We start from the raw sequence: 22,644 nt of genomic DNA, 5'->3' as shown, positions 1-22,644 counted from the left end.
ATTGTAGGAGCGCGCCGTGCGCGCGATTCGCAGGTCGCGGCCAGGGGCCGCTCCTACAGAAGCTGTTACACCGCCGCAGCGCCGCCGACGATTTCCGAAATTTCTTGCGTGATCGCCGCTTGACGGGCCTTGTTATAGACCAGATTCAAGGTATCGATCATCTTGGTTGCGTTATCGCTTGCAGCCTTCATCGCCACCATGCGCGCAGCATGTTCAGAGGCGACGTTTTCCATCACCGCCTGATACACCAAGGATTCAACGTAGCGGGTCAGCACATGATCCAGCACGGTTTCCGCATCGGGCTCGTACAGGTAATCCCAATCGTGCTTGGCCACTTGCGTCTCGGCAGCCGGCAACGGCAACAATTGGTCGAAGGTGGCCTTTTGGGTCATGGTGTTGATGAAGTCGTTGTACGACAAGAACACCTTATCCACCGTACCGGCGGTGTAGGCATCCAGCATCACCTTGATCACACCCACCAGCTGCTCGACCTTCGGGGTATCGCCTAGATGGGTCACCGACGCCAGCATGTCCACTTTGATCCGCCGGAAGAACACCGACGCCTTCTGGCCGATGGTCACCACATCGATGTCCACGCCCTTTTCTTGCCACTGGCGGAACTCCACTAACAACTTGCGGAACATGTTGTTGTTGAGACCGCCGGCCAGGCCGCGATCCGACGACACGATGATGTAACCGACGCGCTTGATCTGGCCACGCTCGATCAAGTACGGGTGCCGGTATTCGGAATTGGCCTGCGCCAAATGCCCGATCAACTGCTTCATCGCCCGCGCATACGGACGCGACTGCTTCATCCGCTCTTGTGCCTTGCGGATTTTGGAAGCCGAGACCATTTCCAGCGCGCGCGTCACCTTGCGGGTGTTTTGCACGCTCTTGATCTTGGTTTTGATTTCTCTGCCGCCGGCCATGCTCAATCTCGCTTCGTGTAGGAGCGGCCTGTGGCCGCGATCTGAGTCGCGCCCTTGGGGCGCTCCTACCAGTTACCAGGTACCCGTTGCCACGAACTCTTCGATGCCCTTCTTGTAAGCGGCTTCGATGTCGTCGTTCCAGTCGCCACTGGTGGCCACGTTCTGCATCAATTCAGACGCAGTGTTGGCGAAGTGTGCGTGCAGGGCATCTTCAAACGCGCCGATCTTGGCCACCGGCACATCATCCATATAGCCCTTGTCCACCGCATAGATCGACAGTGCCTGTTCGGCCACCGACATCGGCGCGTACTGCTTCTGCTTCATCAGCTCGGTCACGCGCTGGCCACGCTCCAACTGCTTGCGGGTGGCATCGTCGAGGTCGGAGGCGAACTGCGCGAACGCGGCCAGCTCACGGTATTGCGCCAGCGCGATACGAATGCCGCCGGACAGCTTCTTCATGATCTTGGTCTGCGCTGCACCACCCACGCGCGACACCGAGATACCGGCGTTGACGGCCGGGCGGATACCAGCGTTGAACAGATCGGTTTCCAGAAAGATCTGGCCGTCGGTGATCGAGATCACGTTGGTCGGCACGAATGCGGACACGTCGCCGGCCTGGGTTTCGATGATCGGCAGCGCGGTCAACGAACCGGTCTTGCCCTTGACTTCGCCGTTGGTGAACTTCTCGACGTAGTCTTCGGACACGCGCGCGGCGCGTTCCAGCAGACGGCTATGCAGGTAGAACACATCGCCCGGATACGCTTCGCGGCCCGGTGGGCGACGCAGCAGCAGCGAGATTTGACGGTAGGCCACGGCTTGCTTGGACAGATCGTCGTAGATGATCAGCGCGTCTTCGCCACGGTCACGGAAGTACTCACCCATGGTGCAGCCAGAGTAGGCGCTGATGTACTGCATTGCCGCCGATTCCGACGCCGAGGCCGCCACCACCGTGGTGTAGGCCATTGCACCGTACTGCTCCAACTTGCGTACGATGTTGGCAATCGTCGAATTCTTCTGACCAATCGCCACGTAAATGCACTTGATGCCAGAATTTTTCTGGTTGATGATCGCGTCGATCGCCATCGCGGTCTTGCCGGTCTGACGGTCACCGATGATCAGCTCGCGCTGGCCACGGCCGATCGGGATCATGCTGTCCACCGACTTGTAGCCGGTCTGCACCGGCTGGCTGACCGATTTGCGCCAGATCACGCCGGGTGCGATGCATTCCACCGGGGCCGAGGTCTTGGCATCAATCGGGCCCTTGCCATCGATGGCTTCACCCAACGCATTGACCACGCGACCCAGCAGCTCCGGGCCGGTCGGCACCGAGAGGATCTGGCCGGTAGTTTTGGCTACATCGCCTTCACGCAGGTGTTCGTAATCACCCAATACCACCGCGCCCACCGAGTCGCGCTCCAGGTTCAGCGCCAGCGCGAAAGTGCTGTTGGGTAGCTCGATCATTTCGCCCTGCATCACATCGGCCAAGCCGTGGATGCGCACGATGCCGTCGGACACCGAGGTCACGGTGCCTTCGTTACGCGCTTCGGCGGCGAGCTTGACCTTCTCGATGCGGGTCTTGATCAGTTCGCTGATTTCGGACGGGTTGAGCGTGGTGGTGGCCATCTTGGTTTCCTTGGTGTTCGCGTCGCCGCGAACCACATTCAATAAAAAAATTTGCTAACGAAATTTAGTGCGCCAGCGCCGCTTGCAGGCGGCCCAGCTTGCCCTTCAGCGAACCATCGATGACGATGTCGCCAGCGTCGATCACCGCACCACCAATCAAGCTGGCATCCACGGCAGTTTCGACTTCAACTTCGCGCCCGAAACGGCGCTTGAGTGCGCTCTTGATCGTCTCCAGCTCGGCCGCCGGCAGTACGACCGCCGAGGTGACCAATGCCTTCACGGTACGTTCCGCCTCGAACCGCAGCTCATCAAACAAGCCTGCAATTTCAGGCAGCAGCGGCAGTCGACGATTGTCGAACAGCAGGGCGAGGAAATCGCCAAACACCTCACTTGCACCCTCCGGTGCCAGCAAAGTCACAGTGTCCGCGCGCGTCAGCTTGGGATTACCCAGTAAACCTGCGATCTGCGGGTCGGCGGCAACACGCGCGGCAAACGCCAACGCGCTTGACCATGCAGGCAGTGCGCCCGCCTCGCGCGCAATGGCAAACGCGGCGCGAGCGTAGGGACGGGCAAGGGTCAGGGCCTGGCTCATGGGTCGGCCCTTACAGCTGCGCAGCCAGATCGTCGATCAGCGCCTTGTGGGCGTTGGCGTCGATTTCGCGCATCAGCAGTTTTTCGGCACCAGACACGGCCAGTGCAGACACTTGCTTGCGCAGGTCTTCCTTGGCGCGGTTGGCGGCAGCCTCGATCTCGGCCTCGGCCAGTGCTTTCTGGCGGCTGCCTTCGGCAATCGCGTCGGCCTTGGCGGCGTCGATCAACTGGTTTGCACGCTGATGGGCCTGCTCGATGATCTCGTTGGCCTTGCCACGCGCAGCCTTGAGTTCTTCGGCAACCTTGTCTTGCGCTTGCGCCAGATTTTTCTGCGCATTGTCGGCAGCCGCCAACCCTTCGGCGATTTTCTGCTGACGCTCTTCGATCGCCTGCATCAGCGGCGGCCAAATGAACTTGACGGTGAACCAGATGAGAAACGCAAAGCTGATCATCTGGCCCAGCAGGGTGATATTCGGATTCATGTCATGACCTGCGGATTGAACAAGCCCATTCGCGTGGACTTTTCAAAGGCTGCGCCACGGCGACATGCCGCGGCGCCTTGTTGCCACTGCCGGCAGCCTTTGGCCGCCAACAGTGTTGGTGCAGCGCGATCAGGCGCCAGCAGCGGCCTTGACGGCGGCCAGCAGCGGGTTGGCGAACGCGAACATCATGGCCACGCCCACGCCGATCAGGAACGCAGCGTCGATCAGGCCGGCCAGCAGGAACATGCGGCCCTGCAGCATCGGCACCAATTCTGGCTGACGCGCAGCGGCTTCAAGGAACTTGCTGCCCATGATGCCAATGCCAAGGGCGGCGCCGAGCGCACCCAGGCCGACGATGATGCCGATAGCAACGGCGGTGAAGGCCTGAACGTTGGCGAGTGCTTCCATGGTGAATCTCCGGTTTCTTGCTTGTGGTGAAAAGAAAGGATGACGCGATGAAATGTGTGTAGCGAAAACGGTGGTGCGTTAATCAGCGAGGCGGTCAATCAATGATGCTCATGCGCCATCGCCAGATAGACAACGGTGAGTACCATGAAGATGAAGGCCTGCAACAGGATGATCAGGATGTGGAAGATCGCCCACACCGAGTTGAAAATGACGCCCGGGATAAAGGTGACCCACGAGGCAAACAGGCCTGCAATCAGCATGAACACCAGCTCGCCAGCGTACATATTGCCGAACAGTCGCATCCCCAAGCTGACCGGCTTGGACAGGTATTCGACCAGGTTCAGGAACAAGTTGGGGATGGCCAGCACGATTTTGGCGACCGTGCCCTCGGCGTGGAATGGGGCGGTAAACAGCTCTTTGGTGAAGCCCCAACCGCCCTTGGCCTTGATCGAGTAATAAATGATCAGCAAGAACACGGTGATCGACATCGCAAACGTGGTGTTGACGTCAGCAGTGGGCACCCAACGCAGATAGGTGTGATGCATCACTTCCGTGCCCGCCACGGCCTGCACGGCGGCACTGGGGATATCCAGCGGCAACAAGTCCATGGTGTTCATGAACACCACCCACACGAAGATGGTCAGCGCCAGCGGCGCGATGAAGCGGCGGTCGCCATGGAAGGTGTCCTTGACTTGCGAATCGACAAACTCGACCACCAGCTCGACAAAGGCCTGCCCCTTGCCGGGCACGCCCGAGGTCGCCTTGCGGGCGTAGTACCACAGCCACAGGCAGGACAGCAGACCCAGCGCCAGCGCTACGATCCACGAGTCCATATGCACCGTGCCGAACGCAAACTGCTTGGTGTTGTGGGTCAAATGGTGAACGATATAGCCGGTCAGGCCATCGCCACCTTCGCCACCTTCGGGTGCCAACCCCATTGCTTCCAAGATCACGCGTTCATCCTCGTCGTACTGCGCTGTGCCACGAATCTCATCGAAACCACCATGGCCGCCGCAGCGATTGCTGCCCCGGCCAGCGCCGGCACCGCCGGCAACCGCCACACCGCCATCGTCAGATACAAACCCACGATGACCACCAACCACTTTGCGAGCATCCCCAGCAACAAGCGCCCCAGCGCTGTCCCAGCACCTGCCACGCCACCTGCAAATGCCCCCCAGGCAGCCACCAGGCTACCCAGTGTCAGCGCCCCGCCACCGGCCAGTGCCGCCAAAGCAGCACTGGGGCTATTGATCAAGCAGACCACGGAGGCCGCCAGCACGGCAATGGCTTGAACCGCCACCACCCGCAGCGCCATCCGCCAGCCCGCGCCGGTGGAGTTCTGCACGCGAACATTCCAAGCAAAAACAAAAGTTTAGCGCTATTCACAGGAGCATTACAAAAAACCACCCCGCGAAGCCCCCGAATTATAGCAGCCGCGCTTTGCCCACGGCAACCGCCATAAGCTGCCAAAATTTGTTGGAACTCCATCCGTGACCGTCGGTCTTACCCCTCGCGCCCGCTCCTTCCTCGTCCGATTCCCAGCGGGTGCCCCCGAAGCCCCGGCCCATCCCCGGCCGGGGCTTCGCTTTGCATCAACCGCGTTTCTTCGGGATATACAAGTCGGTGATGCTGCCGTCATAGACCTCGGCCGCCATTCCCACCGATTCACCCAGCGTGGGGTGCGGATGGATGGTGTGGCCGATATCGTGGCCTTCGCAGCCCATTTCGATCGCCAACGCGACTTCGGAAATCAGCTCACCGGCATGCACGCCGACAATGCCGCCACCAATCACGCGATGGCTGTCCTCATCGAAAATCAGTTTGGTGAAACCTTCGGTACGCGACAGCCCAATCGCGCGACCCGAGGCCGCCCACGGGAACTTGCCTACGCCCACCTTCAAGCCCTTGGTCTTGGCCTCGGTTTCCGTCACACCCACCCATGCAATTTCCGGGTCGGTGTAGGCCACGCTGGGGATGACCCGCGCCACCCATTCTTTCTTCTCGCCGGCGGCCACTTCTGCCGCCAATTTGCCCTCGTGGGTGGCTTTGTGCGCCAGCATCGGCTGGCCAACCAAATCACCAATGGCGAAGATATGCGGCACATTGGTGCGCATCTGCGCATCCACGGGAATGAGCCCGCGCTCGCCCACCGCGACACCGGCCTTGTCGGCGTCGAGTTTGCCGCCGTTGGCGCTGCGCCCCACCGATACCAGTACGCGATCGAACAGCTTGCCGGCGGGAATGGACTCACCTTCGAAATTGCAACTGATGCCGTTTTTCTGCGCCTTGGCATCCACCACTTTGGTCTTCAGATGCACCGCCACGCCCTGCTTTTTCAAGCGCTCGGCCAGCGGTTTGACCAAGTCGGCATCCGCGCCCGGCATCAACTGCGACATGAATTCGACCACGGTGACGTCGCTGCCCAGCGCACGATAGACCGTGGCCATTTCCAAACCAATAATGCCGCCGCCCACCACCAGCAGCTTCTTGGGCACCTCGGCCAGATTCAGTGCGTCGGTGGAATCCATGATGCGCGGGTCGTCCCACGGGAACGCCGGCAGTTTCACCGGCTGGCTGCCGGCGGCAATGATGCATTGCTCGAAACGCAGCAATTGGGTTGCACCATCGGCAGTGGTGACTTCCAGCTCATTGGCCGACACGAACCTGGCCGTGCCCTGCACCATCCGCACTTTGCGCTGCTTGGCCATGCCGGCCAGGCCCTTGGTCAGCTGGCCCACCACGCTGTCCTTGTAGCTGCGTAGCTTGTCGATGTTGAGCTTGGGCTTGCCAAAGTCCACGCCGTAATCGCTGGCATGACTGGCCTGCTCGATCACATCGGCGGCATGCAGCAAGGCTTTCGAGGGAATGCACCCCACGTTGAGGCAGACGCCACCCAAGTTGGCATAGCGTTCGATGAGCACGGTATCCAGCCCCAGATCGGCGCTACGGAACGCGGCGGTATAGCCGCCCGGGCCGGCGCCAATCACCACCATCGCGCATTCGATATCGGCTTTGCGGCCGGAGGCGGTGGCGGCTTGCGGAGCGGACGTTGCCTGCGCAGCAGCCGGTACTGACGCCGCTGCCTTGGCCGATACCGGCGCGGACGCTGCTGCCTGCGGTGCAACTTCGCTCGCCGCACGCTCAATCACCGCAATCACCGCACCTTCCGACACGCTATCGCCCAGCTTCACCTTCAGCGCCTTGATCACGCCATCGGCTACCGCCGGCACTTCCATGGTGGCCTTGTCCGATTCCAACGTCACCAAGCCCTGGTCTTTCTTCACCGTATCGCCGACTGCGACCAACAACTCGATCACCGGTACGCCACCGTGACTGCCGATATCGGGCACTTTGCTTTCAATGTCTGCCATGCACCTTCTCCTTACAGCATGGCCCGACGCAAGTCGGCCAGCAGTTGTCCCAGGTAGCTGGTGAAGCGTGCGGCGGCAGCGCCGTCGATCACGCGATGGTCGTAGCTCAGCGACAACGGCAGCATAAGCTTGGGCTGGAACGCCTTGCCATCCCACACCGGCTTAATTTCAGACTTCGATACCCCCAAGATGGCCACTTCCGGCGCATTGATGATCGGAGTGAACTTGGTGCCACCGATGCCGCCCAGTGAGCTGATCGTGAAACAGCCCCCCTGCATTTGCTCGGGCTTGAGCTTGCCATCGCGTGCCAGCGCCGCCAGCTCGCCCATTTCCCTGGCGATCTGCGCCACGCCTTTTTGATCGGCATCGCGCAGCACCGGCACCACCAAGCCATTCGGCGTGTCCGCCGCAAACCCGATGTGGAAATACTGTTTGAGCACGAGATTGTCGCCATCCAGCGAGGCATTGAAGGTGGGGTATTTCTGCAACACCGCCACGCACGCCTTAATCAGGAAAGCCAGCATGGTCAGCTTGCTGCCCTTGCCTGCCGCAATCGCTTTTGCATTTTCGTTGTTGAAGCTCACGCGCAGCTCTTCCAGTGCGGTGATATCGGCCTCGTCGAACTGGGTGACGTGCGGGATCATTGCCCAATTGCGCGCAAGATTGGCGCCGGAAATTTTCTGGATCCGTGACAGCGGCTTGCTTTCAATTGCGCCAAATTTGGCGAAATCAACCTTTGGCCACGGCAGCAAGCTGAGCCCACCACCCGCTGCCACCGGCACTGCCGGGGCAAGGTCCTGCAGCGCACCGGACATCACCGCTTTCACATGGTGCTGGACATCTTCTCGGCTGATGCGGCCATTTCGGCCACGCCCACTGACCTGCAATAAATCCACACCCAGCTCGCGCGCATACAAGCGCACGGCTGGGCTGGCATACGGCACCTTGGCCGGCAACACGGCGTCGGCCTCAAAGCGCATCGGCGGAATGCCCGGCTGGCCGGGTTCAGCGACGGGCGCACGTGCGGGCACTGGCGCGCCACTTTCCACAACCGCCACCGGCGCCGGTGCGGCAGCCACCGCGGGCTTCGATGGCGCTGGGACGGGCGCTGCAACTGCAGCGGGGGCCGCTGCCGGCGCTGCGGCATCTGCGGCATCTGCAGCCACCTCGATGATCGCCACCAAGCCACCCTCGGACACATTATCGCCCAGCTTGACCTTGAGCTCCTTGATCACGCCAGCAAAGGGGGATGGCACCTCCATGGTCGCCTTGTCCGATTCCAACGTCACCAAGCCCTGATCTTTGCCGACGGTATCGCCGGGCTTGACCAGCAATTCGATGACGGGGACATCGCCGTGTCCGCCGATATCGGGGACGCGGGCTTCCTTCAATTCGGCCATGGCCGGCTCCGGTGTTCTAGGGTGAAGCCGCCACGTTGCCACATCCAGATGACAGGAACAAATCATCGTGTTGCGATTGTTTTATTTTACCCGGATATTTTGTGTGTCGAGGAAATTTTTTGCCAACCCGGCATCCATCTTGAAGTATAAGCTTGTTTTTACCCTGTATTAATCAGGGGTGCTCGGCTTCCAGATGCGGCTTGCCCTTTTCGCGATGCAGCAAATACAGGCCGCTGCCAATGATGATGGCGGCCCCCAGCCACGTCACGCCATCCGGCAATACACCCCACAGCGCCAGATCCAGCGCCACGCCCCAGACCAGTGCGGAATATTCCAGCGGCGCAATCAGCGAGGCCTCACCATGGCGGAAGGCCTCGGTAATGGCGTATTGGCCCAGCGTGCCCACCACGCCAATGCCGGCCACGATCCATGTATGCTCGGCCTGCAATGGCTGCCAGCCGGGCCACGCCAAACTGCCCGCCCCCAGCGCCATCAAGGCCAAGAGCCAGACCACCATAGCCTGATTGGAATCCGTGCGCGCCAGCACCCGCACGGTGATCGCCGACACCGCATACCCCACCGCCGCCAACAACACCGCCAACCCGGCCAAGGACATCATCCCGGCGCCGGTCGGCCGCAGCACCACCAACACGCCCAGCAGGCCCACGGCAATCGCCGCCCAGCGGCGCGGGCCGACTTTTTCACCCAAAAACGGCACTGACAGCGCGGCGATCAGCAGCGGCGCGACAAAAAAGATGGAATACGCCGTGGACAGCGGCAGCCGCTTCAGCGCATACACAAAGCTGGCCATCATGCCCACGCCCAGCACCCCGCGCAGCAGATGCAAGGGCCAACGCACCCGCAGCAGCGGCCGCCATCCCTGCGTGAACAACGCCCACACCAGCACCAACGGCAGCGAGGCCACCCCGCGCAATGTCGCCACTTGGAACGGCAGGTAATGCGCCGACAGCAATTTCAAGCCGGCATCCATCAACGCAAACAGGCCCACCGCCGCCAGCATCAGCCAAACGGCGCGGGAATGGGGTGCATGGTTGGGCTCGGTCATGCCGTCAGCATGCGGTACCCTTCCGGTTTCGTCACCCCTGTCCAATGCCATGCCTTCCTTTGACATCATTTCTGAAGTAGATACCCACGAGCTCACCAATGCGGTGGATCAAGCCAGCCGCGAGCTGACCACGCGCTTTGACTTCAAAGGCGTGGATGCCAAATTCCTGCGCGAGGACAACGTCATCACCCAGTCCGCGCCCAGTGATTTCCAATTGCAGCAGATGACCGACATCCTGCGTGCACGCTTGATTGCGCGAAAAATCGACGTGCGTTGCCTGGAGTTTGGCGACATTGACACCAACCTTGCCGGCGCACGCCAGAAGATCACCGTGAAGCAAGGCATCGAACGCGAATTGGCGAAGAAAATCCAGGCCGCGCTCAAGGACGCCAAACTGAAAGTCGATTCGCAAATCAATGGCGACAAGCTACGCGTGACCGGCAAGAAGCGCGACGACTTGCAGGCGGCGATGGCGCTGCTGCGAGGGCAGGAATTTGAGCTGCCGTTGCAGTTCGACAACTTCCGCGATTGAGCATGCACATCGCCGCCACACCGACAGACGCACAGGTCGAAGCAGACATCCGCCGCTGGCTGGAGCGGGCGGTGATCGGGCTGAATCTATGCCCATTTGCCAAAGCGGTGTACGCCAAAGAGCAGGTGCGCATCGTGATCAGCGATGCCAGCACGGCATCCGCCTTGCTGGAGCAATTGGGCGAAGAACTCGTCCTGCTGCGCGACACCCCAGCCACGCAAACCGACACTACGCTATTGGTGCATCCGCAGGTGCTGGGCGATTTTCTGGATTACAACGATTTTCTCGACACTGCCGATGCCTTGGTCGAAGCCTTGCAGCTTGAAGGCGTGCTGCAAGTGGCAAGTTTTCATCCCGACTATCAGTTCGCCGGCACCGCGCCCGACGATGCCGAAAACCTGACCAATCGTGCGCCCTACCCGTGTTTGCATCTGCTGCGCGAAGACAGCGTGGCACGTGCGGTAGCGGCCTACCCGGAACCGGATAGCATTATCGAGCGCAATATCAAGACGATGCAGGCATTGGGTGCGGAAGGGTTTGCCGCCTTGCTAAACAAATAGCGCGGCGCGCTCCGCATCGCCCAACATCCGCCACTCGCCCTGCGCTAACGCGCCTAGCGTCAATCCACCCACTCGTTCGCGATGCAACGCCACCACGTGATTGCCCACCGCCGCGAACATCCGCCGCACCTGATGGTAGCGGCCTTCGTGCAAGGCCAGCCGGGCAGTGCGGGCATCCAGCACGTCAAGCGCCGCCGGCAGCAGCGGTGTTCTTTCGCCTTCGAGCAGCAACGTGCCGCTGGCGAACAACGCGGCTTCATCGCCGCGCAAGTCTTGCGCCAGCGTGGCCAGATAGACCTTCGACAATTTGGATTTGGGCGCAATGATCCGGTGCAGCAGCTGCCCGTCATCGGTCAACAACAACAGACCCGAGGTGTCGCGATCCAGCCGTCCCACCGTGGACAGCGCCGGGCTACGCTGGCGGTAGCGTGGTGGAAACAAATCGAACACCACCCGCCCCGCATCCTTGGTCGAACAGGTGACGCCGGTGGGTTTATTGAGCATCAACAACATGCCGCACGGCGGATCCAGCACTTCGCCGTCAATGCGAATGCTGGCGTGATCGACCGGATCATCGGTGTACAGCACGTCGCCATCGGCGTCGGTGATGCGGCCTTCGCGAAACAGCCACTGCACGTCCTTGCGGCTGCCATAACCGAGGTTGGCAAGGTGCTTGACCAGCTTCATGCCTTCACCGCTTCGATGATCTTGAACCCGCCGTCTTGCGCCACGCTGCGCACCTGCGCAAAGCCGCTGCCCAGCGCATCCTCGTAGGGAAGATGGCGGTTGGCGACCAGCCACAAGCGGCCACCGGATTTGAGCGCTGCGCTGGCCGCAGCGATGAATGCACGGCCGATGTCGGGACGATCACCGCGCCCCAAGGCATGAAAAGGTGGATTGCAGACGATGGCATCGAAACGCTCGCTCACGCCGCGTTCGACATCCTGCCAATGGCAATGCACCGGCACGCGGGCATCGGCCAGGTTGCGCTGCGCCAAGGCCAGCGCACGGGCATCGGCTTCATACACATCCAACGCGGTGATGTGCGGGCAGCGCGCCAACACCTGCATCGACAGATACCCCCAGCCCGCCCCCAAATCGGCCACCCGGCCGCGCAGCGTGGCCGGCAGCACGTTGGCCAGCATGCGCGACGCGGCATCCACGCGATCCCAAGCGAACACCCCCGGCCGCGTGTGGAACGCGCCTGCCGGCAGCTCTGCGCACGGCTGGCGACGCGGTGCATCGGCCTGCGCCCATTGCGCGATGTGCGCGGCCTCCCAAGCGGCCTGCGGGCGCGTCCAGAACACCCGGCAGTGATACTTGCTGAGTGTGCTGACATTGCCTGCCAAGTGCTTGAGATCGGCCTCGCGTGACTTCGCGCCCTCGTCATTACTGACTGCGGCCACCACCACGCCATCGGCGGCAACCGCCCGGCACGCCTTCGCCAACAACGCGCGCGCTTCCTCGCGCTGACGCGGCGGCAATACCAACACCAGCGGGTAGTGGTGTGCAGGCAATGCCTCTTCATCGAGCAGTGTGATGCCGATGCGCTCCAGCCGTGCGGCTTCCGGTTTGAACGACTGGGTGGCCACCAGTGCCGCGTGGGGCAACCCATGCAGCGCCGCACCTTCACGGCCACGCAGGAACAACACCGGCGCGGCTTGCGGCCAGTGCAGCAGGCCTTCTGCAAACGGGTACAGAAGAGCGTCCAGGACGGAATCGTGCGGAGATGACATGCCCGAAGTTTACGGCAGGTGCGCGCGTACCGCGTCTTCTGCTGCCTTCCACGCACACGGAAGGAACCCCTCTGCGCAATCAGCCCACCGGCAACCCGCGCCGCCGCAGCCCACCCAGCGCCCAATTGCACAACAGGCATAGCGCCGCCGCCGCGCACCAGCCCAGTGCGTCACCACCACCGGGTAATGCAACGCTCAGGCCGGCTACCCAGCCACGGCCATACCAAGCCACCACCGCCGCTGCCGACAGCGCAAACACCAGCACCAGTCCACGCAGCAAGCGTTGTTCCAGCACGCTGGAGGCTTGCTGCTGGGCGTGTGCCAGCCCCGCCATCTGCACCGCAAAATCGACAGGCAAGTCCACTGGCGGTGCATGGCGCAAGGCACTGGCGATGCGCAGGTCGCCGGCATCGGCGGCGGGATCGCCCCGGCGTGCGGCTTCCTGTGCTTGCCAGCGCTGTGCATCGATACCGTCCACGTTGCGGCCGTGCGAGTGGGCTGGCGTGTGGTCGTGGATGTTCATGCGGCAACTCCCATGGGTTCAACCAGTAATTTGCGCAATTGATTGCGGCTGCGAAACAGATGGCTCTTGATTGTCCCTTCGGCCAGGCTTGTGATCAGGGCAATCTCGCTGATCGGCAGTTCTTCCAGGTGATACAGGGTCAAGAGTGTGCGCTGCAGCGGCGGCAGGCGCTCGATCGCGGCATGCAGTTCGCGCTCGGCTTCGGCACCGGCGAAGGTGGCGACAAGATCGAATCCATCGCCGATGTTGTCGAGCAAAGACAGCCCATCGTCATCGCCGACCGGTTCGGCCAGCAGGATCCGCTTGCGCTCCAGATGGCGCTTGGCCACCGCATAGGCCACCTGCCCGATCCACGATTTCAGTGGGCTATCGAAGCGGTACTGGTGCAAGTAGCGATGCACGCGCAGGAAAGCGTCCTGGCACAGCTCGCGGGTGTCTTCCGGGTGCTGCACCATGCGTTGGATCACGTGCCAACACAGCCCTTGGTAGTCGCGCACCAATTGCTCGAACGCACCGGGGCGGCGGGCGAGGACGGCTTCGACGAGGGCACGATCGTCTTCCATCCCACACTGGATACGCCGAAGGCGGGTTTGGTTGCAATTGGTTTCAAAAAAATTTTCGCACATCACTGCAACCGACTGCGGCCCAGCCGTATCTCTTGCAGCGAACGGCCACTGCGGCCGCCGCCCCCTCACAGGAGACCGCCATGGATTTCGTATTACTCATTCCAATCACCTTGTTCCTCTGCATCACCTATGCGATCAAAGCCGTTGTGGATGCCCGCGTGCGCAAGCAACTGGTCGCCAGCAACGGGGATCCGGCGTTGGTGCGCGGCATTCTGGAAGGCGATGAAACCGCTCGTCGCTTGGCATCGCTGCGCTGGGGCATCACCTTGGTGGCGCTGGCACTGGGGTTTGGTATCGTGGACCTGCGCGGCTGGCAGGAAATCACCCCCGGCGTGATCGCGGTGCTGGTGGGCGCGCTGGGGCTGGGCAATCTGGTCTTCTTCGCGGTGTCGCGCAAGCTGCGCTGAGCGGCACCTTGTATGCTGTCGGCCCCGAACGCCGGCAGCATGGCCATGTCCAATACCAATACCCCGCCCGATCGCCTGTCCAATGACGCGCGCAGCAAATTTCACGATGCCGCGTTGCTGGAGCGCGGCGTGGGCATCCGTTTCAACGGCAGCGAACGCACCAATGTCGAGGAGTACTGCATCAGCGAAGGCTGGATTCGCGTGCAGGCGGGGCGCTCACTGGATCGCCGTGGCATGCCGATGACCTTGAAGCTGCGTGGCACGGTGGAAGCCTGGTTCCAGGACAGTGAAACGCAAGACGCAACGCCGGCTGACTGACCTTTGCGGGGGTCCTCGCCACTGCCCGTGCAACGCGGCACACTGGCCTTATCCCCCCAACGGAGAGTGCACATGAATACCAAATTGCTCGCACTTGGATTGACGTTGGCGATGGCCGGAAGCGCCGTTGCTGGCAACACCCTGCTGTCCAAGGATGCGCCGCGTGCCCTGCCCGACAACGGCCCGGTCAGCGTGGCGTGGGCCGACCCGGCCACCTTCACCGAGCTCAAAGCCAGCGGCAACCGCTTTGAATCGGCGCAGGGTGACTGGCTGATTCAGCTCGCCAAATACATGCGCAAGCAAGCCGACAAGCAACTGGCACCCGGCAACAAACTGGAATTGACCATCGTCGATATCCAGCGCGCCGGCCGCTATGAACCTTGGCATGGGCTGGATCGCCAGAATATCCGCATGATCCGCGACATCTACCCGCCGCGGATGACGGTGAAATACCGCGAAACCGATGCCAGCGGCGCGGTAGTGGCGGAAGGCGAGCGCAAACTCACCGACATGGCGTTCATGGTCAATTCCGGCATGATCAACGACAGCGACCCGCTGCGCTACGAGAAACGCATGATCGACAGCTGGCTGCGCCGCGACTTCAACCGCACCGCCGCACGTTGAGTTGACCCGATAGTGCTTGCACAAAGCCACCTGCGGGTGGCTTTGTTGTTTGCGCCAGTCACTCTTCCGCGTTCATCTGGAACACGCCCCACTGGTGACCATCCAGATCAATAAAGGCGCGCTGGTACATGAAGCCGTAGTCCTCTGGATCGTGCCCCTCTTCCGCACCCGCAGCCACGGCCTTGCGGATCAGATCATCCACGTCCGCACGGCTATCCAGGGAGAGCGAGAACAGCGCCTCCGTGGCTTGGCGGGCATCCGTGATCGGCACTTTGGTCAGCGTGGAAAAGAAGGCTTCACTTGCCAGCATGACGGTTGTAGTGTCGTTGATGATCAGTGCCGCGCCATTGTCACTGGCGAATTTCGGATTGAATGCAAAGCCGAGTGCGGCAAAGAAGTGGACACTCCGTTGCACATCTTTCACCGGCAGGGTGACATAGAGATTTCGGGACATGGTTCGCCTCATGCGTTGTGGTGGTTTCACTGCCAAGCTTGCATCATCGGAACAATGCGGGGCAGCAGCAGCGCAAACTCTGACACACATTCAAGCCGATCCAGGTCCCATCCATCGGCAGCTGGCGGCGTTTCATCGCAGCCACACTTCACAAGCGAACGCTCGTCCCTATCCTCACCCGCAACCTGACAACCCTGCCAACACTCATGTTCAAACGTCTGTTTTTCATTCTGCGGCTTGCCACCACCTGGGGCATGGCGGTGATGTTGGTGGTGGCGCTGTACTCCAGCTTGCCACTGATTGGCGACTTCTCCGCACCGATACTGCTGTTTGCATTCGGCACGTTGGGGCTGGTGATTGCCGGTGCGTTTTCGCACCTGCACCGGGTGCGCATGATTGCCGGACGCATCGACAACGAGACCTTGGACAACCGCCAGAAACGCTTGATCGAAATTCCACTGGAAGCCGGCGAAGCATTTGACCTGGTGGATGCCGCGATCCGCGAGCTACCCGGGGTGGACGCTGTGCGCAGCGCGCGGGACAGTTTGCAGGTGAAAGCCAAGGTGGCGCGGCCGCATTTGTATGGCGAGCCGCCACTGCGGCGTTGGAACCCGTTGCTGTGGTTCGCTCCCTCGCACAACCTGTTGCAGGCCACTGTCACCCCCGCCGGTGACAGCGGCCGGGTGACGCTCATTTGCGAACCCGAAAGTCCGGCGTGGAGCGATTGGTTTTTGGTCGATGACGGTATCAATTTCGAAAATGCCGAAGCCATTGCACGTGCGATCACCCGCCGTATTGGCGAGCGCCGGCGCAGTGAACAAGCCAGCGTGGCGCAAACGGCCACTGAAAAGGAATTGACCGAGGCCAAGCTGCATTTGCTGCATGCACAGGTGGAGCCGCATTTCCTGTACAACACGCTGGCCAGCGCGCAACTGCTGACGCGCAGCGACCCCGCTCGCGCCGAGGCGATGCTGGGGCATTTGATCCAGTACTTGCGGCGCTCGCTGCCCAGTGCCGAGGACGAGATGTCCAGCGTGGGTGCGGAATTGGAACGGGCGCTGGCTTATCTTGAAATCCTGAAGATCCGCATGGGTGACCGCCTTGCCGTACAGGTTGCAGTCCCCGAAGCACTGCGCGCCACACCGCTGCCGGCGATGATGTTGCAGACCCTGGTTGAAAACGCGATCAAGCACGGACTGGAACCCCGCACCGGTGGCGGCACGATTTGGATTCGCGCCCACCGCGATGACGGCCTAGTGGCGGTGACGGTGGCCGACGATGGCGAAGGCTTCAACAGCAAGACCAGCGGGACCGGCATCGGCCTGAAAAACGTGCGGGAACGCCTGCGCTTGCGCTATGCCGGCGCGGCCAATCTGTCGGTGATCGCCAACTTCCCCAGCGGCGTGGCTGCAACCCTCACGGTGCCCGCCAGCGGAGTCACGCCCAATGTCTGATGCCCCCACCTGCATCGTCGCCGAAGACGAAACCCTGTTGCGGCAAGCGCTGGTGACTGAATTGGCACGCGCATGGCCGGCGCTGCGCATCGTTGCAGAATGCGAAGACGGTGCCAGCGCGGTGGAGGCCTTGGCCGAACATCAACCCAGTGTCGCCTTCCTCGATATCCGCATGCCCGGCCTGACCGGGCTTGAGGTCGCCGCCGCCGCCGCCGATGCCAGCCCGCGCACGCAGATTGTGTTTGTCACCGCCTACAACCAATACGCCATCGATGCCTTCGAACGTGGCGCGATGGATTACCTGCTCAAACCCGTAAAACCCGAACGGCTGGATGCCACCGTGGCCCGCTTGCAAGCCCGCGACGCCGTGCCGGATGCGGCCCAGATGGCCGCCCTGCTGGAAAAACTGGGCGCGCTGCCACAACCCGCCAGCGCGGTGCAGCCGCTGACCTGGCTCACCGCCAGCGCCGGCCGTGAAACCCGCTTGATCCTAATCGATGACGTGCTGTATTTCCGCGCCGACCAGAAATACACCACGGTGATGACCGCCGAAGGCGAGGCGCTGCTGCGCAGCTCGTTGCGCGAGTTGCTGCCACGGCTGGATAGCAACACCTTCAAGCAGATCCACCGCGCCACGATTGTCAATCTGAAAGCCATTGCCGGCATTACCCGCGACGATAGCGGGCGCGGCACGGTACGGCTGAAGCAGCGTCCGGAAACGCTGCTCGTCAGTCAGCCGTTCATGACCTTGTTCAAACATATGTGAGCGCGTGCCGTGCTTGAGGACGGCTGCAGGGCAGCGGCTTGTTAGTCTTCCAGCATCAATGTCATTGGCTTGCCACCACGCATCACTTTGAATGTGACGGGTGCATCTTGCTTTAACCCCTTCCAATAGGCCTGCACCACCCTTGCCTTCTGCCCCTTCACCAGCTGGGTGTTGATCTGCACGATCTCATCACCCTTCTGCAACTTGCAGTCAAATCCAGGCTTCACCGATGTCATGGATTGCACCATCAGCCTGTCCAAGGTGGGGTTGAGGAAAAATCCACTGGTGACAGGATTGATATCCAGCTTGCAGTTTCCCGCTTGGCTGGCGAGTGGCAGGATAAGCAGGGTCAAGAGGCATGCCGCAAGAGCCGGGGTCTTCATGGACGAGCTTCCATAGGGGTAGGTCAAGAGTGAACCGCGAGTGCGAAAAGAATAGATCAAACGCGTCGGCTCAACGGCAGCGGAACAACATCGGCTGCGTGCTGACATAGCTGCGCACGCGGGCATAACCACTGCTACGGCCATACCCGATACCGAATTCGCGCTCACGTGCATGCGGCTCGAAACCACGATCTTCCAGATGACGCGGCACTTGGCGGCGGTCGGGGCGGTTGGGATTGCGTGGAGCTTTGAAGGTGAACATGAATCTCTCCTGTCTTGGTGTGTTGGTATAGTAGTACACCTATCACCCAGCGCACATGGGCAGGAAGTCATGCCCCTTGATCTGGATAGCCACGGTTCAGCTACCCTGCACTGATTGCGCCCGCTGGCGCACTGTCTGGAATTACTGCGATGTCCTTGCTCATACGATTTGCCACCCTTGCCCTGCTGCTGGCTGTCGGCTGCGCACATGCGGGTGACCCGGTGGCACGGGTGCGTGTCAGCTTCGATCGTCATGGCGAAACCAGCGTGCATACAGAAGGTCTGGCTGACATCGGTGCCCAGCGCGCTTTGAGCGCCGATGACCCGGCGCGGATTGCCTCGATCAGCAAGCTGGTCACCACGATCGGTGCGATGCGTCTGGTGGAAGCGGGCCAATTGAATCTGGACGCAGATGTTTCTGGCTTGCTCGGTTTTTCGCTGCGCAACCCGGCATTCCCACAGGTGCCCATCACCTTGCGCATGTTGCTTTCGCACACCTCCAGCCTGACCGACCGCGCCGGCTACTGGAATGTGCCGCTGGGTGACGACATCCGCATTCTCACCATCCAGCCCGAGGCATGGGACAGCCAGCACCCACCCGGCACATTCTTTCGATACACCAACCTCAACTTCCCACTGGTGGCACAAACCATGGAGCGCGCCAGTGGCGAGCGCTTCGACCGCTTGATGCGCCGACTGGTGTTGTTCCCGATGCAGCTGGACGCATGTTTCAATTGGTCAGGTTGCAGCCAAGCTGCGCTCGCCCGTGCGGTGGTTTTGTACGATGAAAAAAGCGCGCCACAGAAAGACGATTTGCATGGCAAGGCTCCTGCCTGTGCTGTGATTGCCGCGCGCGACGGCAGTTGCGATTTATCGCGTTGGCGGCCAGGCGAGAACGGCACCTTGTTCTCGCCGCAAGGCGGCTTGCGTATTTCCGCTCGCGATCTGGCCCGTATTGGTCGCATGTTGCTCAACGATGGCGAGCTGGATGGTGTGCGTATTTTGCAGCCGACGTCGGTCGCCTTGCTGGCGACGCCGGTATGGCAATACAACGGCAACAATGGCGTGATTGGTGAAGAGGACGAGCCCAATCGCGGCGGATTCTTCTGCGCCTACGGGCTGGCCGTGCAGTATTTGGCACGGGGTGATGGCAAGCAGTGCCGCGATGATTTGTTTGGCGATGGCCGCCCGCGCATCGGCCACAGCGGCAATGCCTACGGCCTGCTCTCAGGGCTGTGGATCGACCGTGCCGCCGGCACCGGCGTGGCGTATTTTTCGACCGGCGCGGCCAATGATTCCAGCGGCACCCATTCCAACTTCAGCGCCACCGAAGAACAAGGTGCCGCCGGCTGGTAACTGATCCCGCGCCCGGCACAGCACGCCGCAGCGCTACCGCACGATTAGCGCAGCTCCTGCGACACATCGAAGTCATCAATGCGGCGGCCCAACACGCCCAGCACCGCGTGCAGTTCCAACAGCAAGACCGCACAGGCGGCCACTGCCGCCAGTAGCGTGGCCAGCAGCAGCCCAAGTAGCCAGTTCACCAGCAAAAACATCACCCCGGCCAGCAGCGTTGCCGGCAGCAGGGCAAGCAACAACGTCAGCCAATAGACGGCCATGAAAATCATGCGCTGGCCCATCACCTCCACCCCACGGCCACCGCCTTTTGCCGGTGCGATCCATGCCGGAAAATACAATGTGCCAGCAAACGGCAGGCACAACATCAACGCACTCAGTGGCGGCACCAGCAGCGCAACCCCCACTGCCGTCATCGTGATCACCATCGGCGTAAACACGCCCCGCCCGCCGGCCATCACGAAGCACAGTGCGGTGATCCACAGCAATAACCAGAGCAGGAAGCTCATCAACGCAACCGGGGTTGCCAATTCTCCCAAGGCAATCTGCCGCCCGCCCAATGGGGTGGACTTGAGGATGTCCAGATACCCCAGCAAGCGCTGCACGCTGCGTTGCATGAACATCGGCCCGAACAACAACCCCCAGCCACCGAGCATCAAAAATCCTGCCCCGATCGCCAACAACGCCGGCTTCGCCCATGGCTGCGCTGCGACCCACTGCACCCCGATGAAGGCCAGCACACAGGCCAGCAACCAACTGCGCAAGCGATACATCGGCCCCAACGCCAGCAACCCTTTCCACAGGAAGGCAAGCGCAGGAACACCATTGGCGGCCAGTACAAAGGGCGCACTGCGCGGCTTGCTGGGCGCGCGCTCACGCAGACGCCCTTCGCGGCGGGCGGACTGCCGCAGTGCCTGCCGGCGCGCATGCGCAATCGTGGCTTCCTCGAAGCTCACCTGCACCCGCACCGCCCACCAGTAATGCAGCCCCAACAGGCCCAGCGCCGGGAGCAAGGCATGCAGAAAACTGGCGGTATCGGCAGCGAATAACGGCGCCACCGCCCACTGCAATGGCAGTAACAACCAGACCAGCGGGGTACTGGTCACGATGTGTACAAACCACGCATGCAACACCGCAGCATCCTTCCACGTATCCATCGGTGGCAGCGCCAACTCGGCGTGTACCGGCCACAAGCACACGGCCGCCAGCACCACGCCCACCAACAGCACCAGCGCACGTCGCGGCCAAATGCCCAGACCGCGTTGTGCCAGCCGCTCGCGCGTAAACGCAGCCGCCAGCAAATGCAGCCGCCCCATCGACAGCAACAGCCACAAGCCGGTGGCGTATTGCAGTGGATGCCCGCCGAACGCCGCGCCACGTCGCAACAGGAGACCCAACAAGAATGAGGAAAAAAAGATCGCCAATTGCGAGCGCAGCAAGCTGTATTGAATCAATGCCGTGCGGGTTAGCGGTGCGGGAAACAAAAAGGCGATTTCGGTTTCGGAAAACCCAAGCTCCACCCCCTCGCCGGCAAACAGCCAATCCAGCCACACGATCAACAGCAACACCAAAGCCGCCAACACCGGCAAATCGCTCAATAACGCAGACGGCATCGCCTGCAGCGAAGTGGTCCGGGCGGTATCGCTACGCAGCAAGTGCCGAAACACGAAGGCATACATGTACGCCGCACCGGCCAGCGCACCCAGCAGATATTTGGGTTGCCGCAGGCGCAGCAAGCGACGCCGCAGGTTGTTGTACAGCGAAGTGATTTGCAGATAGAAAAACGCCCCGGCGACCGCGGTAAAGCGGTTGGACGCTGCCAGCGTACTCATGCGCGCGCATCCTCTGACGGCGACTCGGACTCGCCGGTGGCGCGGAAAAACACATCCTCCAGACGGGTTTCGCCATCCGCCATGTAGCGGGCACGCACCTCCGCCACCGACCCATCGGCCAGCTTGTGCCCGTCTTTCAAAATCAGCAAATGGGTGCACACCTCTTCCACCAGGTCCAGCAAATGCGAGCTGAGGATGATCGCCACGCCTTCACTCGACAGTCGTCGCATGCTGTTTTTCATGCGCCGAATGCCGTATGGATCCAGTCCGGTCAGTGGCTCATCCAGAATCACCGCCCGTGGCGCGTGCAGCAAGCCACAGGCAATCGCCAGTTTCTGCTTCATCCCGCGTGACAATTCGGACGGCAACAGGCGACGCTTGTCGTCCATTTCCAATTCAGACAATAGCGGTTGCGCCCGTTGCTGCCAATCGGCCACGCCATACAGACGTGCGACAAAATTCAGGTGCTGCTCTACCGTGAGGTGCTCGAACAAGCGTGGTTCATCGGGAATGAAAGCCAACTGGCGTTTGGCTGCCACCGGGTCGGCAGCAATGTCCACCCCGCCGATGCGCGCATGCCCGGTGGTGGCAGGGATAATCCCGGCCAAACACCGCAGCGTGGTGGTTTTGCCAGCGCCATTGGGGCCCACCAAACCCATGATTTGGCCGGCGGCCACCTGGAAGGACACCGCCTCCACTGCGGTGAAGTCGCCGTAACACTTGCCCAAGCCCTGAACTTCAATCATGTGTGCCGCGCTGCCGGTGGGATGGCGGCGAGTGTAGCGCGCACCAAATGGTGTCAGGTTCACTTCTGACGCGGCCTGGGGTGAGGGCAGGGCATCGCCCGGCCAGATCATGCCTGCAACCGGACAAGTCGAAGGTATGTGAACCTGACCCCGTTACCGTTAACCCCGTTACCCCGGTTCGTTACAATTGCCACAT

The 22,644-nt window shown here is 61.6% G+C and carries 27 protein-coding genes; 8 read left to right on the top strand and 19 right to left on the bottom strand.

Annotated features, from left to right (window positions below; all coding sequences use genetic code 11):
• Positions 1–65: 65 nt before the first annotated feature.
• The 10 genes from atpG to QWB57_RS05375 form a co-directional block, all read right to left on the bottom strand.
• Positions 66–929, bottom strand: coding sequence for a F0F1 ATP synthase subunit gamma (gene atpG, locus QWB57_RS05420; protein ID WP_223626185.1), 864 nt, complete (start codon positions 927–929; stop codon positions 66–68).
• Positions 930–1,001: 72 nt separating this feature from the next.
• Positions 1,002–2,552, bottom strand: a complete 1,551-nt coding sequence (gene atpA / locus QWB57_RS05415) for a F0F1 ATP synthase subunit alpha (protein WP_223626183.1) — start codon at positions 2,550–2,552, stop codon at positions 1,002–1,004.
• Positions 2,553–2,616: 64 nt separating this feature from the next.
• Positions 2,617–3,144: a F0F1 ATP synthase subunit delta gene (locus QWB57_RS05410; protein ID WP_223626181.1), complete on the bottom strand. Its 528-nt coding sequence runs from the start codon at positions 3,142–3,144 to the stop codon at positions 2,617–2,619.
• A gap of 10 nt (positions 3,145–3,154) precedes the next feature.
• Positions 3,155–3,625: a F0F1 ATP synthase subunit B gene (locus tag QWB57_RS05405; protein WP_223626179.1), complete on the bottom strand. Its 471-nt coding sequence runs from the start codon at positions 3,623–3,625 to the stop codon at positions 3,155–3,157.
• A 129-nt stretch (positions 3,626–3,754) separates the two neighbouring features.
• Positions 3,755–4,033 (bottom strand): F0F1 ATP synthase subunit C, encoded by a 279-nt coding sequence (atpE, locus tag QWB57_RS05400; protein WP_223626177.1) that lies wholly within the window; start codon positions 4,031–4,033, stop codon positions 3,755–3,757.
• Positions 4,034–4,131: 98 nt separating this feature from the next.
• Entirely contained in the window at positions 4,132–4,971 is an 840-nt protein-coding gene (atpB, locus tag QWB57_RS05395) for a F0F1 ATP synthase subunit A (protein WP_223627698.1), read from the bottom strand.
• 11 nt (positions 4,972–4,982) lie between these two features.
• Positions 4,983–5,378, bottom strand: coding sequence for a hypothetical protein (locus QWB57_RS05390; RefSeq protein ID WP_223626175.1), 396 nt, complete (start codon positions 5,376–5,378; stop codon positions 4,983–4,985).
• A gap of 247 nt (positions 5,379–5,625) precedes the next feature.
• Positions 5,626–7,404 (bottom strand): dihydrolipoyl dehydrogenase, encoded by a 1,779-nt coding sequence (lpdA, locus tag QWB57_RS05385; RefSeq protein ID WP_223626172.1) that lies wholly within the window; start codon positions 7,402–7,404, stop codon positions 5,626–5,628.
• Between the two features lie 11 nt (positions 7,405–7,415).
• Complete coding sequence (gene aceF, locus QWB57_RS05380; RefSeq protein ID WP_223626170.1) at positions 7,416–8,870, bottom strand: dihydrolipoyllysine-residue acetyltransferase; 1,455 nt, start codon at positions 8,868–8,870, stop codon at positions 7,416–7,418.
• 106 nt (positions 8,871–8,976) lie between these two features.
• Positions 8,977–9,870 carry a DMT family transporter gene (locus QWB57_RS05375; RefSeq protein WP_223626168.1) on the bottom strand — a complete coding sequence of 298 codons (894 nt, stop codon included), beginning with the start codon at positions 9,868–9,870 and terminating at the stop codon, positions 8,977–8,979.
• A gap of 49 nt (positions 9,871–9,919) precedes the next feature.
• Between QWB57_RS05375 and QWB57_RS05370 the strand changes: the two genes are divergently transcribed.
• Both QWB57_RS05370 and QWB57_RS05365 read left to right on the top strand, forming a co-directional pair.
• Positions 9,920–10,402 carry a YajQ family cyclic di-GMP-binding protein gene (locus QWB57_RS05370; RefSeq protein WP_223626166.1) on the top strand — a complete coding sequence of 161 codons (483 nt, stop codon included), beginning with the start codon at positions 9,920–9,922 and terminating at the stop codon, positions 10,400–10,402.
• A gap of 2 nt (positions 10,403–10,404) precedes the next feature.
• Positions 10,405–10,962, top strand: coding sequence for a DUF1415 domain-containing protein (locus QWB57_RS05365; RefSeq protein ID WP_223626164.1), 558 nt, complete (start codon positions 10,405–10,407; stop codon positions 10,960–10,962).
• On the opposite strand, the gene QWB57_RS05360 is transcribed toward QWB57_RS05365, so the two are convergent.
• The 4 genes from QWB57_RS05360 to QWB57_RS05345 all read right to left on the bottom strand — a co-directional run bounded on the left by QWB57_RS05360 (position 10,951) and on the right by QWB57_RS05345 (position 13,784).
• Positions 10,951–11,649, bottom strand: coding sequence for a 16S rRNA pseudouridine(516) synthase (locus tag QWB57_RS05360; RefSeq protein WP_288968648.1), 699 nt, complete (start codon positions 11,647–11,649; stop codon positions 10,951–10,953). The two genes, QWB57_RS05365 and QWB57_RS05360, sit on opposite strands and share 12 nt — an antisense overlap.
• Entirely contained in the window at positions 11,646–12,698 is a 1,053-nt protein-coding gene (locus QWB57_RS05355; protein ID WP_223626160.1) for a class I SAM-dependent methyltransferase, read from the bottom strand. The genes QWB57_RS05360 and QWB57_RS05355 overlap by 4 nt, the downstream gene beginning before the upstream one ends.
• A gap of 79 nt (positions 12,699–12,777) precedes the next feature.
• Complete coding sequence (locus tag QWB57_RS05350; protein WP_288968645.1) at positions 12,778–13,221, bottom strand: hypothetical protein; 444 nt, start codon at positions 13,219–13,221, stop codon at positions 12,778–12,780.
• On the bottom strand, positions 13,218–13,784 hold the full coding sequence (locus QWB57_RS05345; RefSeq protein WP_288968643.1) for a sigma-70 family RNA polymerase sigma factor: 567 nt from the start codon (positions 13,782–13,784) through the stop codon (positions 13,218–13,220). Before QWB57_RS05345 ends, QWB57_RS05350 begins: the two co-directional genes overlap by 4 nt.
• Before the next feature lie 143 nt (positions 13,785–13,927).
• Here QWB57_RS05345 and QWB57_RS05340 point away from each other — a divergent pair, with 143 nt between their 5' ends.
• From QWB57_RS05340 to QWB57_RS05330, 3 genes are all read left to right on the top strand, one after another.
• Positions 13,928–14,254, top strand: coding sequence for a hypothetical protein (locus QWB57_RS05340; RefSeq protein ID WP_288968641.1), 327 nt, complete (start codon positions 13,928–13,930; stop codon positions 14,252–14,254).
• A 45-nt stretch (positions 14,255–14,299) separates the two neighbouring features.
• Positions 14,300–14,572, top strand: coding sequence for a DUF3297 family protein (locus QWB57_RS05335; RefSeq protein ID WP_223626154.1), 273 nt, complete (start codon positions 14,300–14,302; stop codon positions 14,570–14,572).
• A gap of 72 nt (positions 14,573–14,644) precedes the next feature.
• Entirely contained in the window at positions 14,645–15,196 is a 552-nt protein-coding gene (locus QWB57_RS05330) for a DUF3016 domain-containing protein (protein ID WP_223626152.1), read from the top strand.
• Between the two features lie 58 nt (positions 15,197–15,254).
• Here the strand turns inward: QWB57_RS05330 and QWB57_RS05325 are convergent, their stop codons facing one another.
• Positions 15,255–15,650, bottom strand: a complete 396-nt coding sequence (locus QWB57_RS05325; RefSeq protein WP_223626150.1) for a VOC family protein — start codon at positions 15,648–15,650, stop codon at positions 15,255–15,257.
• A gap of 206 nt (positions 15,651–15,856) precedes the next feature.
• On the opposite strand from QWB57_RS05325, the gene QWB57_RS05320 reads away from it, so the two are divergent.
• Positions 15,857–17,104, top strand: a complete 1,248-nt coding sequence (locus QWB57_RS05320; protein ID WP_223626148.1) for a histidine kinase — start codon at positions 15,857–15,859, stop codon at positions 17,102–17,104.
• Positions 17,097–17,870, top strand: coding sequence for a LytTR family DNA-binding domain-containing protein (locus QWB57_RS05315; protein WP_288968640.1), 774 nt, complete (start codon positions 17,097–17,099; stop codon positions 17,868–17,870). The genes QWB57_RS05320 and QWB57_RS05315 overlap by 8 nt, the downstream gene beginning before the upstream one ends.
• Positions 17,871–17,911: 41 nt before the next feature.
• On the opposite strand, the gene QWB57_RS05310 is transcribed toward QWB57_RS05315, so the two are convergent.
• Together QWB57_RS05310 and QWB57_RS05305 are read right to left on the bottom strand one after the other, a co-directional pair.
• On the bottom strand, positions 17,912–18,253 hold the full coding sequence (locus tag QWB57_RS05310) for a PDZ domain-containing protein (protein WP_288968639.1): 342 nt from the start codon (positions 18,251–18,253) through the stop codon (positions 17,912–17,914).
• Between the two features lie 70 nt (positions 18,254–18,323).
• Positions 18,324–18,515, bottom strand: a complete 192-nt coding sequence (locus QWB57_RS05305; RefSeq protein WP_223626142.1) for a hypothetical protein — start codon at positions 18,513–18,515, stop codon at positions 18,324–18,326.
• A gap of 149 nt (positions 18,516–18,664) precedes the next feature.
• Between QWB57_RS05305 and QWB57_RS05300 the strand changes: the two genes are divergently transcribed.
• The gene (locus QWB57_RS05300) at positions 18,665–19,870 is read left to right on the top strand and encodes a serine hydrolase domain-containing protein (RefSeq protein WP_288968637.1); all 1,206 of its coding nucleotides are present in this window, start codon (positions 18,665–18,667) and stop codon (positions 19,868–19,870) included.
• Positions 19,871–19,914: 44 nt separating this feature from the next.
• Here QWB57_RS05300 and QWB57_RS05295 read toward each other — a convergent pair whose 3' ends face one another.
• The gene (locus QWB57_RS05295) at positions 19,915–21,702 is read right to left on the bottom strand and encodes a putative ABC exporter domain-containing protein (protein WP_288968635.1); all 1,788 of its coding nucleotides are present in this window, start codon (positions 21,700–21,702) and stop codon (positions 19,915–19,917) included.
• Positions 21,699–22,559, bottom strand: a complete 861-nt coding sequence (locus QWB57_RS05290; protein WP_223626136.1) for an ABC transporter ATP-binding protein — start codon at positions 22,557–22,559, stop codon at positions 21,699–21,701. The genes QWB57_RS05295 and QWB57_RS05290 overlap by 4 nt, the downstream gene beginning before the upstream one ends.
• Between the last annotated feature and the right edge of the window lie 85 nt (positions 22,560–22,644).

Source organism: uncultured Thermomonas sp., from assembly GCF_937872235.1.
Lineage (GTDB): Bacteria > Pseudomonadota > Gammaproteobacteria > Xanthomonadales > Xanthomonadaceae > Thermomonas > Thermomonas beijingensis.
This window is presented reverse-complemented; position numbering and strand designations above follow the sequence as displayed.

What these genes read in the sequence shown, in the direction of transcription:
- QWB57_RS05350 (WP_288968645.1), bottom strand. Translation starts at nt 13,221, where the DNA reads ATGAACATCCACGACCACACGCCAGCCCACTCGCACGGCCGCAACGTG.
- lpdA (WP_223626172.1), bottom strand. Translation starts at nt 7,404, where the DNA reads ATGGCAGACATTGAAAGCAAAGTGCCCGATATCGGCAGTCACGGTGGC.
- QWB57_RS05405 (WP_223626179.1), bottom strand. Translation starts at nt 3,625, where the DNA reads ATGAATCCGAATATCACCCTGCTGGGCCAGATGATCAGCTTTGCGTTT.
- QWB57_RS05320 (WP_223626148.1), top strand. Translation starts at nt 15,857, where the DNA reads ATGTTCAAACGTCTGTTTTTCATTCTGCGGCTTGCCACCACCTGGGGC.
- QWB57_RS05305 (WP_223626142.1), bottom strand. Translation starts at nt 18,515, where the DNA reads ATGTTCACCTTCAAAGCTCCACGCAATCCCAACCGCCCCGACCGCCGC.
- QWB57_RS05375 (WP_223626168.1), bottom strand. Translation starts at nt 9,870, where the DNA reads ATGACCGAGCCCAACCATGCACCCCATTCCCGCGCCGTTTGGCTGATG.
- QWB57_RS05325 (WP_223626150.1), bottom strand. Translation starts at nt 15,650, where the DNA reads ATGTCCCGAAATCTCTATGTCACCCTGCCGGTGAAAGATGTGCAACGG.
- QWB57_RS05295 (WP_288968635.1), bottom strand. Translation starts at nt 21,702, where the DNA reads ATGAGTACGCTGGCAGCGTCCAACCGCTTTACCGCGGTCGCCGGGGCG.
- QWB57_RS05310 (WP_288968639.1), bottom strand. Translation starts at nt 18,253, where the DNA reads ATGAAGACCCCGGCTCTTGCGGCATGCCTCTTGACCCTGCTTATCCTG.
- QWB57_RS05315 (WP_288968640.1), top strand. Translation starts at nt 17,097, where the DNA reads ATGTCTGATGCCCCCACCTGCATCGTCGCCGAAGACGAAACCCTGTTG.
- QWB57_RS05340 (WP_288968641.1), top strand. Translation starts at nt 13,928, where the DNA reads ATGGATTTCGTATTACTCATTCCAATCACCTTGTTCCTCTGCATCACC.
- QWB57_RS05355 (WP_223626160.1), bottom strand. Translation starts at nt 12,698, where the DNA reads ATGTCATCTCCGCACGATTCCGTCCTGGACGCTCTTCTGTACCCGTTT.
- QWB57_RS05290 (WP_223626136.1), bottom strand. Translation starts at nt 22,559, where the DNA reads ATGATCTGGCCGGGCGATGCCCTGCCCTCACCCCAGGCCGCGTCAGAA.
- atpB (WP_223627698.1), bottom strand. Translation starts at nt 4,971, where the DNA reads ATGGGGTTGGCACCCGAAGGTGGCGAAGGTGGCGATGGCCTGACCGGC.
- QWB57_RS05335 (WP_223626154.1), top strand. Translation starts at nt 14,300, where the DNA reads ATGTCCAATACCAATACCCCGCCCGATCGCCTGTCCAATGACGCGCGC.
- QWB57_RS05330 (WP_223626152.1), top strand. Translation starts at nt 14,645, where the DNA reads ATGAATACCAAATTGCTCGCACTTGGATTGACGTTGGCGATGGCCGGA.
- QWB57_RS05300 (WP_288968637.1), top strand. Translation starts at nt 18,665, where the DNA reads ATGTCCTTGCTCATACGATTTGCCACCCTTGCCCTGCTGCTGGCTGTC.
- QWB57_RS05410 (WP_223626181.1), bottom strand. Translation starts at nt 3,144, where the DNA reads ATGAGCCAGGCCCTGACCCTTGCCCGTCCCTACGCTCGCGCCGCGTTT.
- QWB57_RS05345 (WP_288968643.1), bottom strand. Translation starts at nt 13,784, where the DNA reads ATGGAAGACGATCGTGCCCTCGTCGAAGCCGTCCTCGCCCGCCGCCCC.
- atpA (WP_223626183.1), bottom strand. Translation starts at nt 2,552, where the DNA reads ATGGCCACCACCACGCTCAACCCGTCCGAAATCAGCGAACTGATCAAG.
- QWB57_RS05360 (WP_288968648.1), bottom strand. Translation starts at nt 11,649, where the DNA reads ATGAAGCTGGTCAAGCACCTTGCCAACCTCGGTTATGGCAGCCGCAAG.
- atpG (WP_223626185.1), bottom strand. Translation starts at nt 929, where the DNA reads ATGGCCGGCGGCAGAGAAATCAAAACCAAGATCAAGAGCGTGCAAAAC.
- atpE (WP_223626177.1), bottom strand. Translation starts at nt 4,033, where the DNA reads ATGGAAGCACTCGCCAACGTTCAGGCCTTCACCGCCGTTGCTATCGGC.
- QWB57_RS05365 (WP_223626164.1), top strand. Translation starts at nt 10,405, where the DNA reads ATGCACATCGCCGCCACACCGACAGACGCACAGGTCGAAGCAGACATC.
- QWB57_RS05370 (WP_223626166.1), top strand. Translation starts at nt 9,920, where the DNA reads ATGCCTTCCTTTGACATCATTTCTGAAGTAGATACCCACGAGCTCACC.
- aceF (WP_223626170.1), bottom strand. Translation starts at nt 8,870, where the DNA reads ATGATTTGTTCCTGTCATCTGGATGTGGCAACGTGGCGGCTTCACCCT.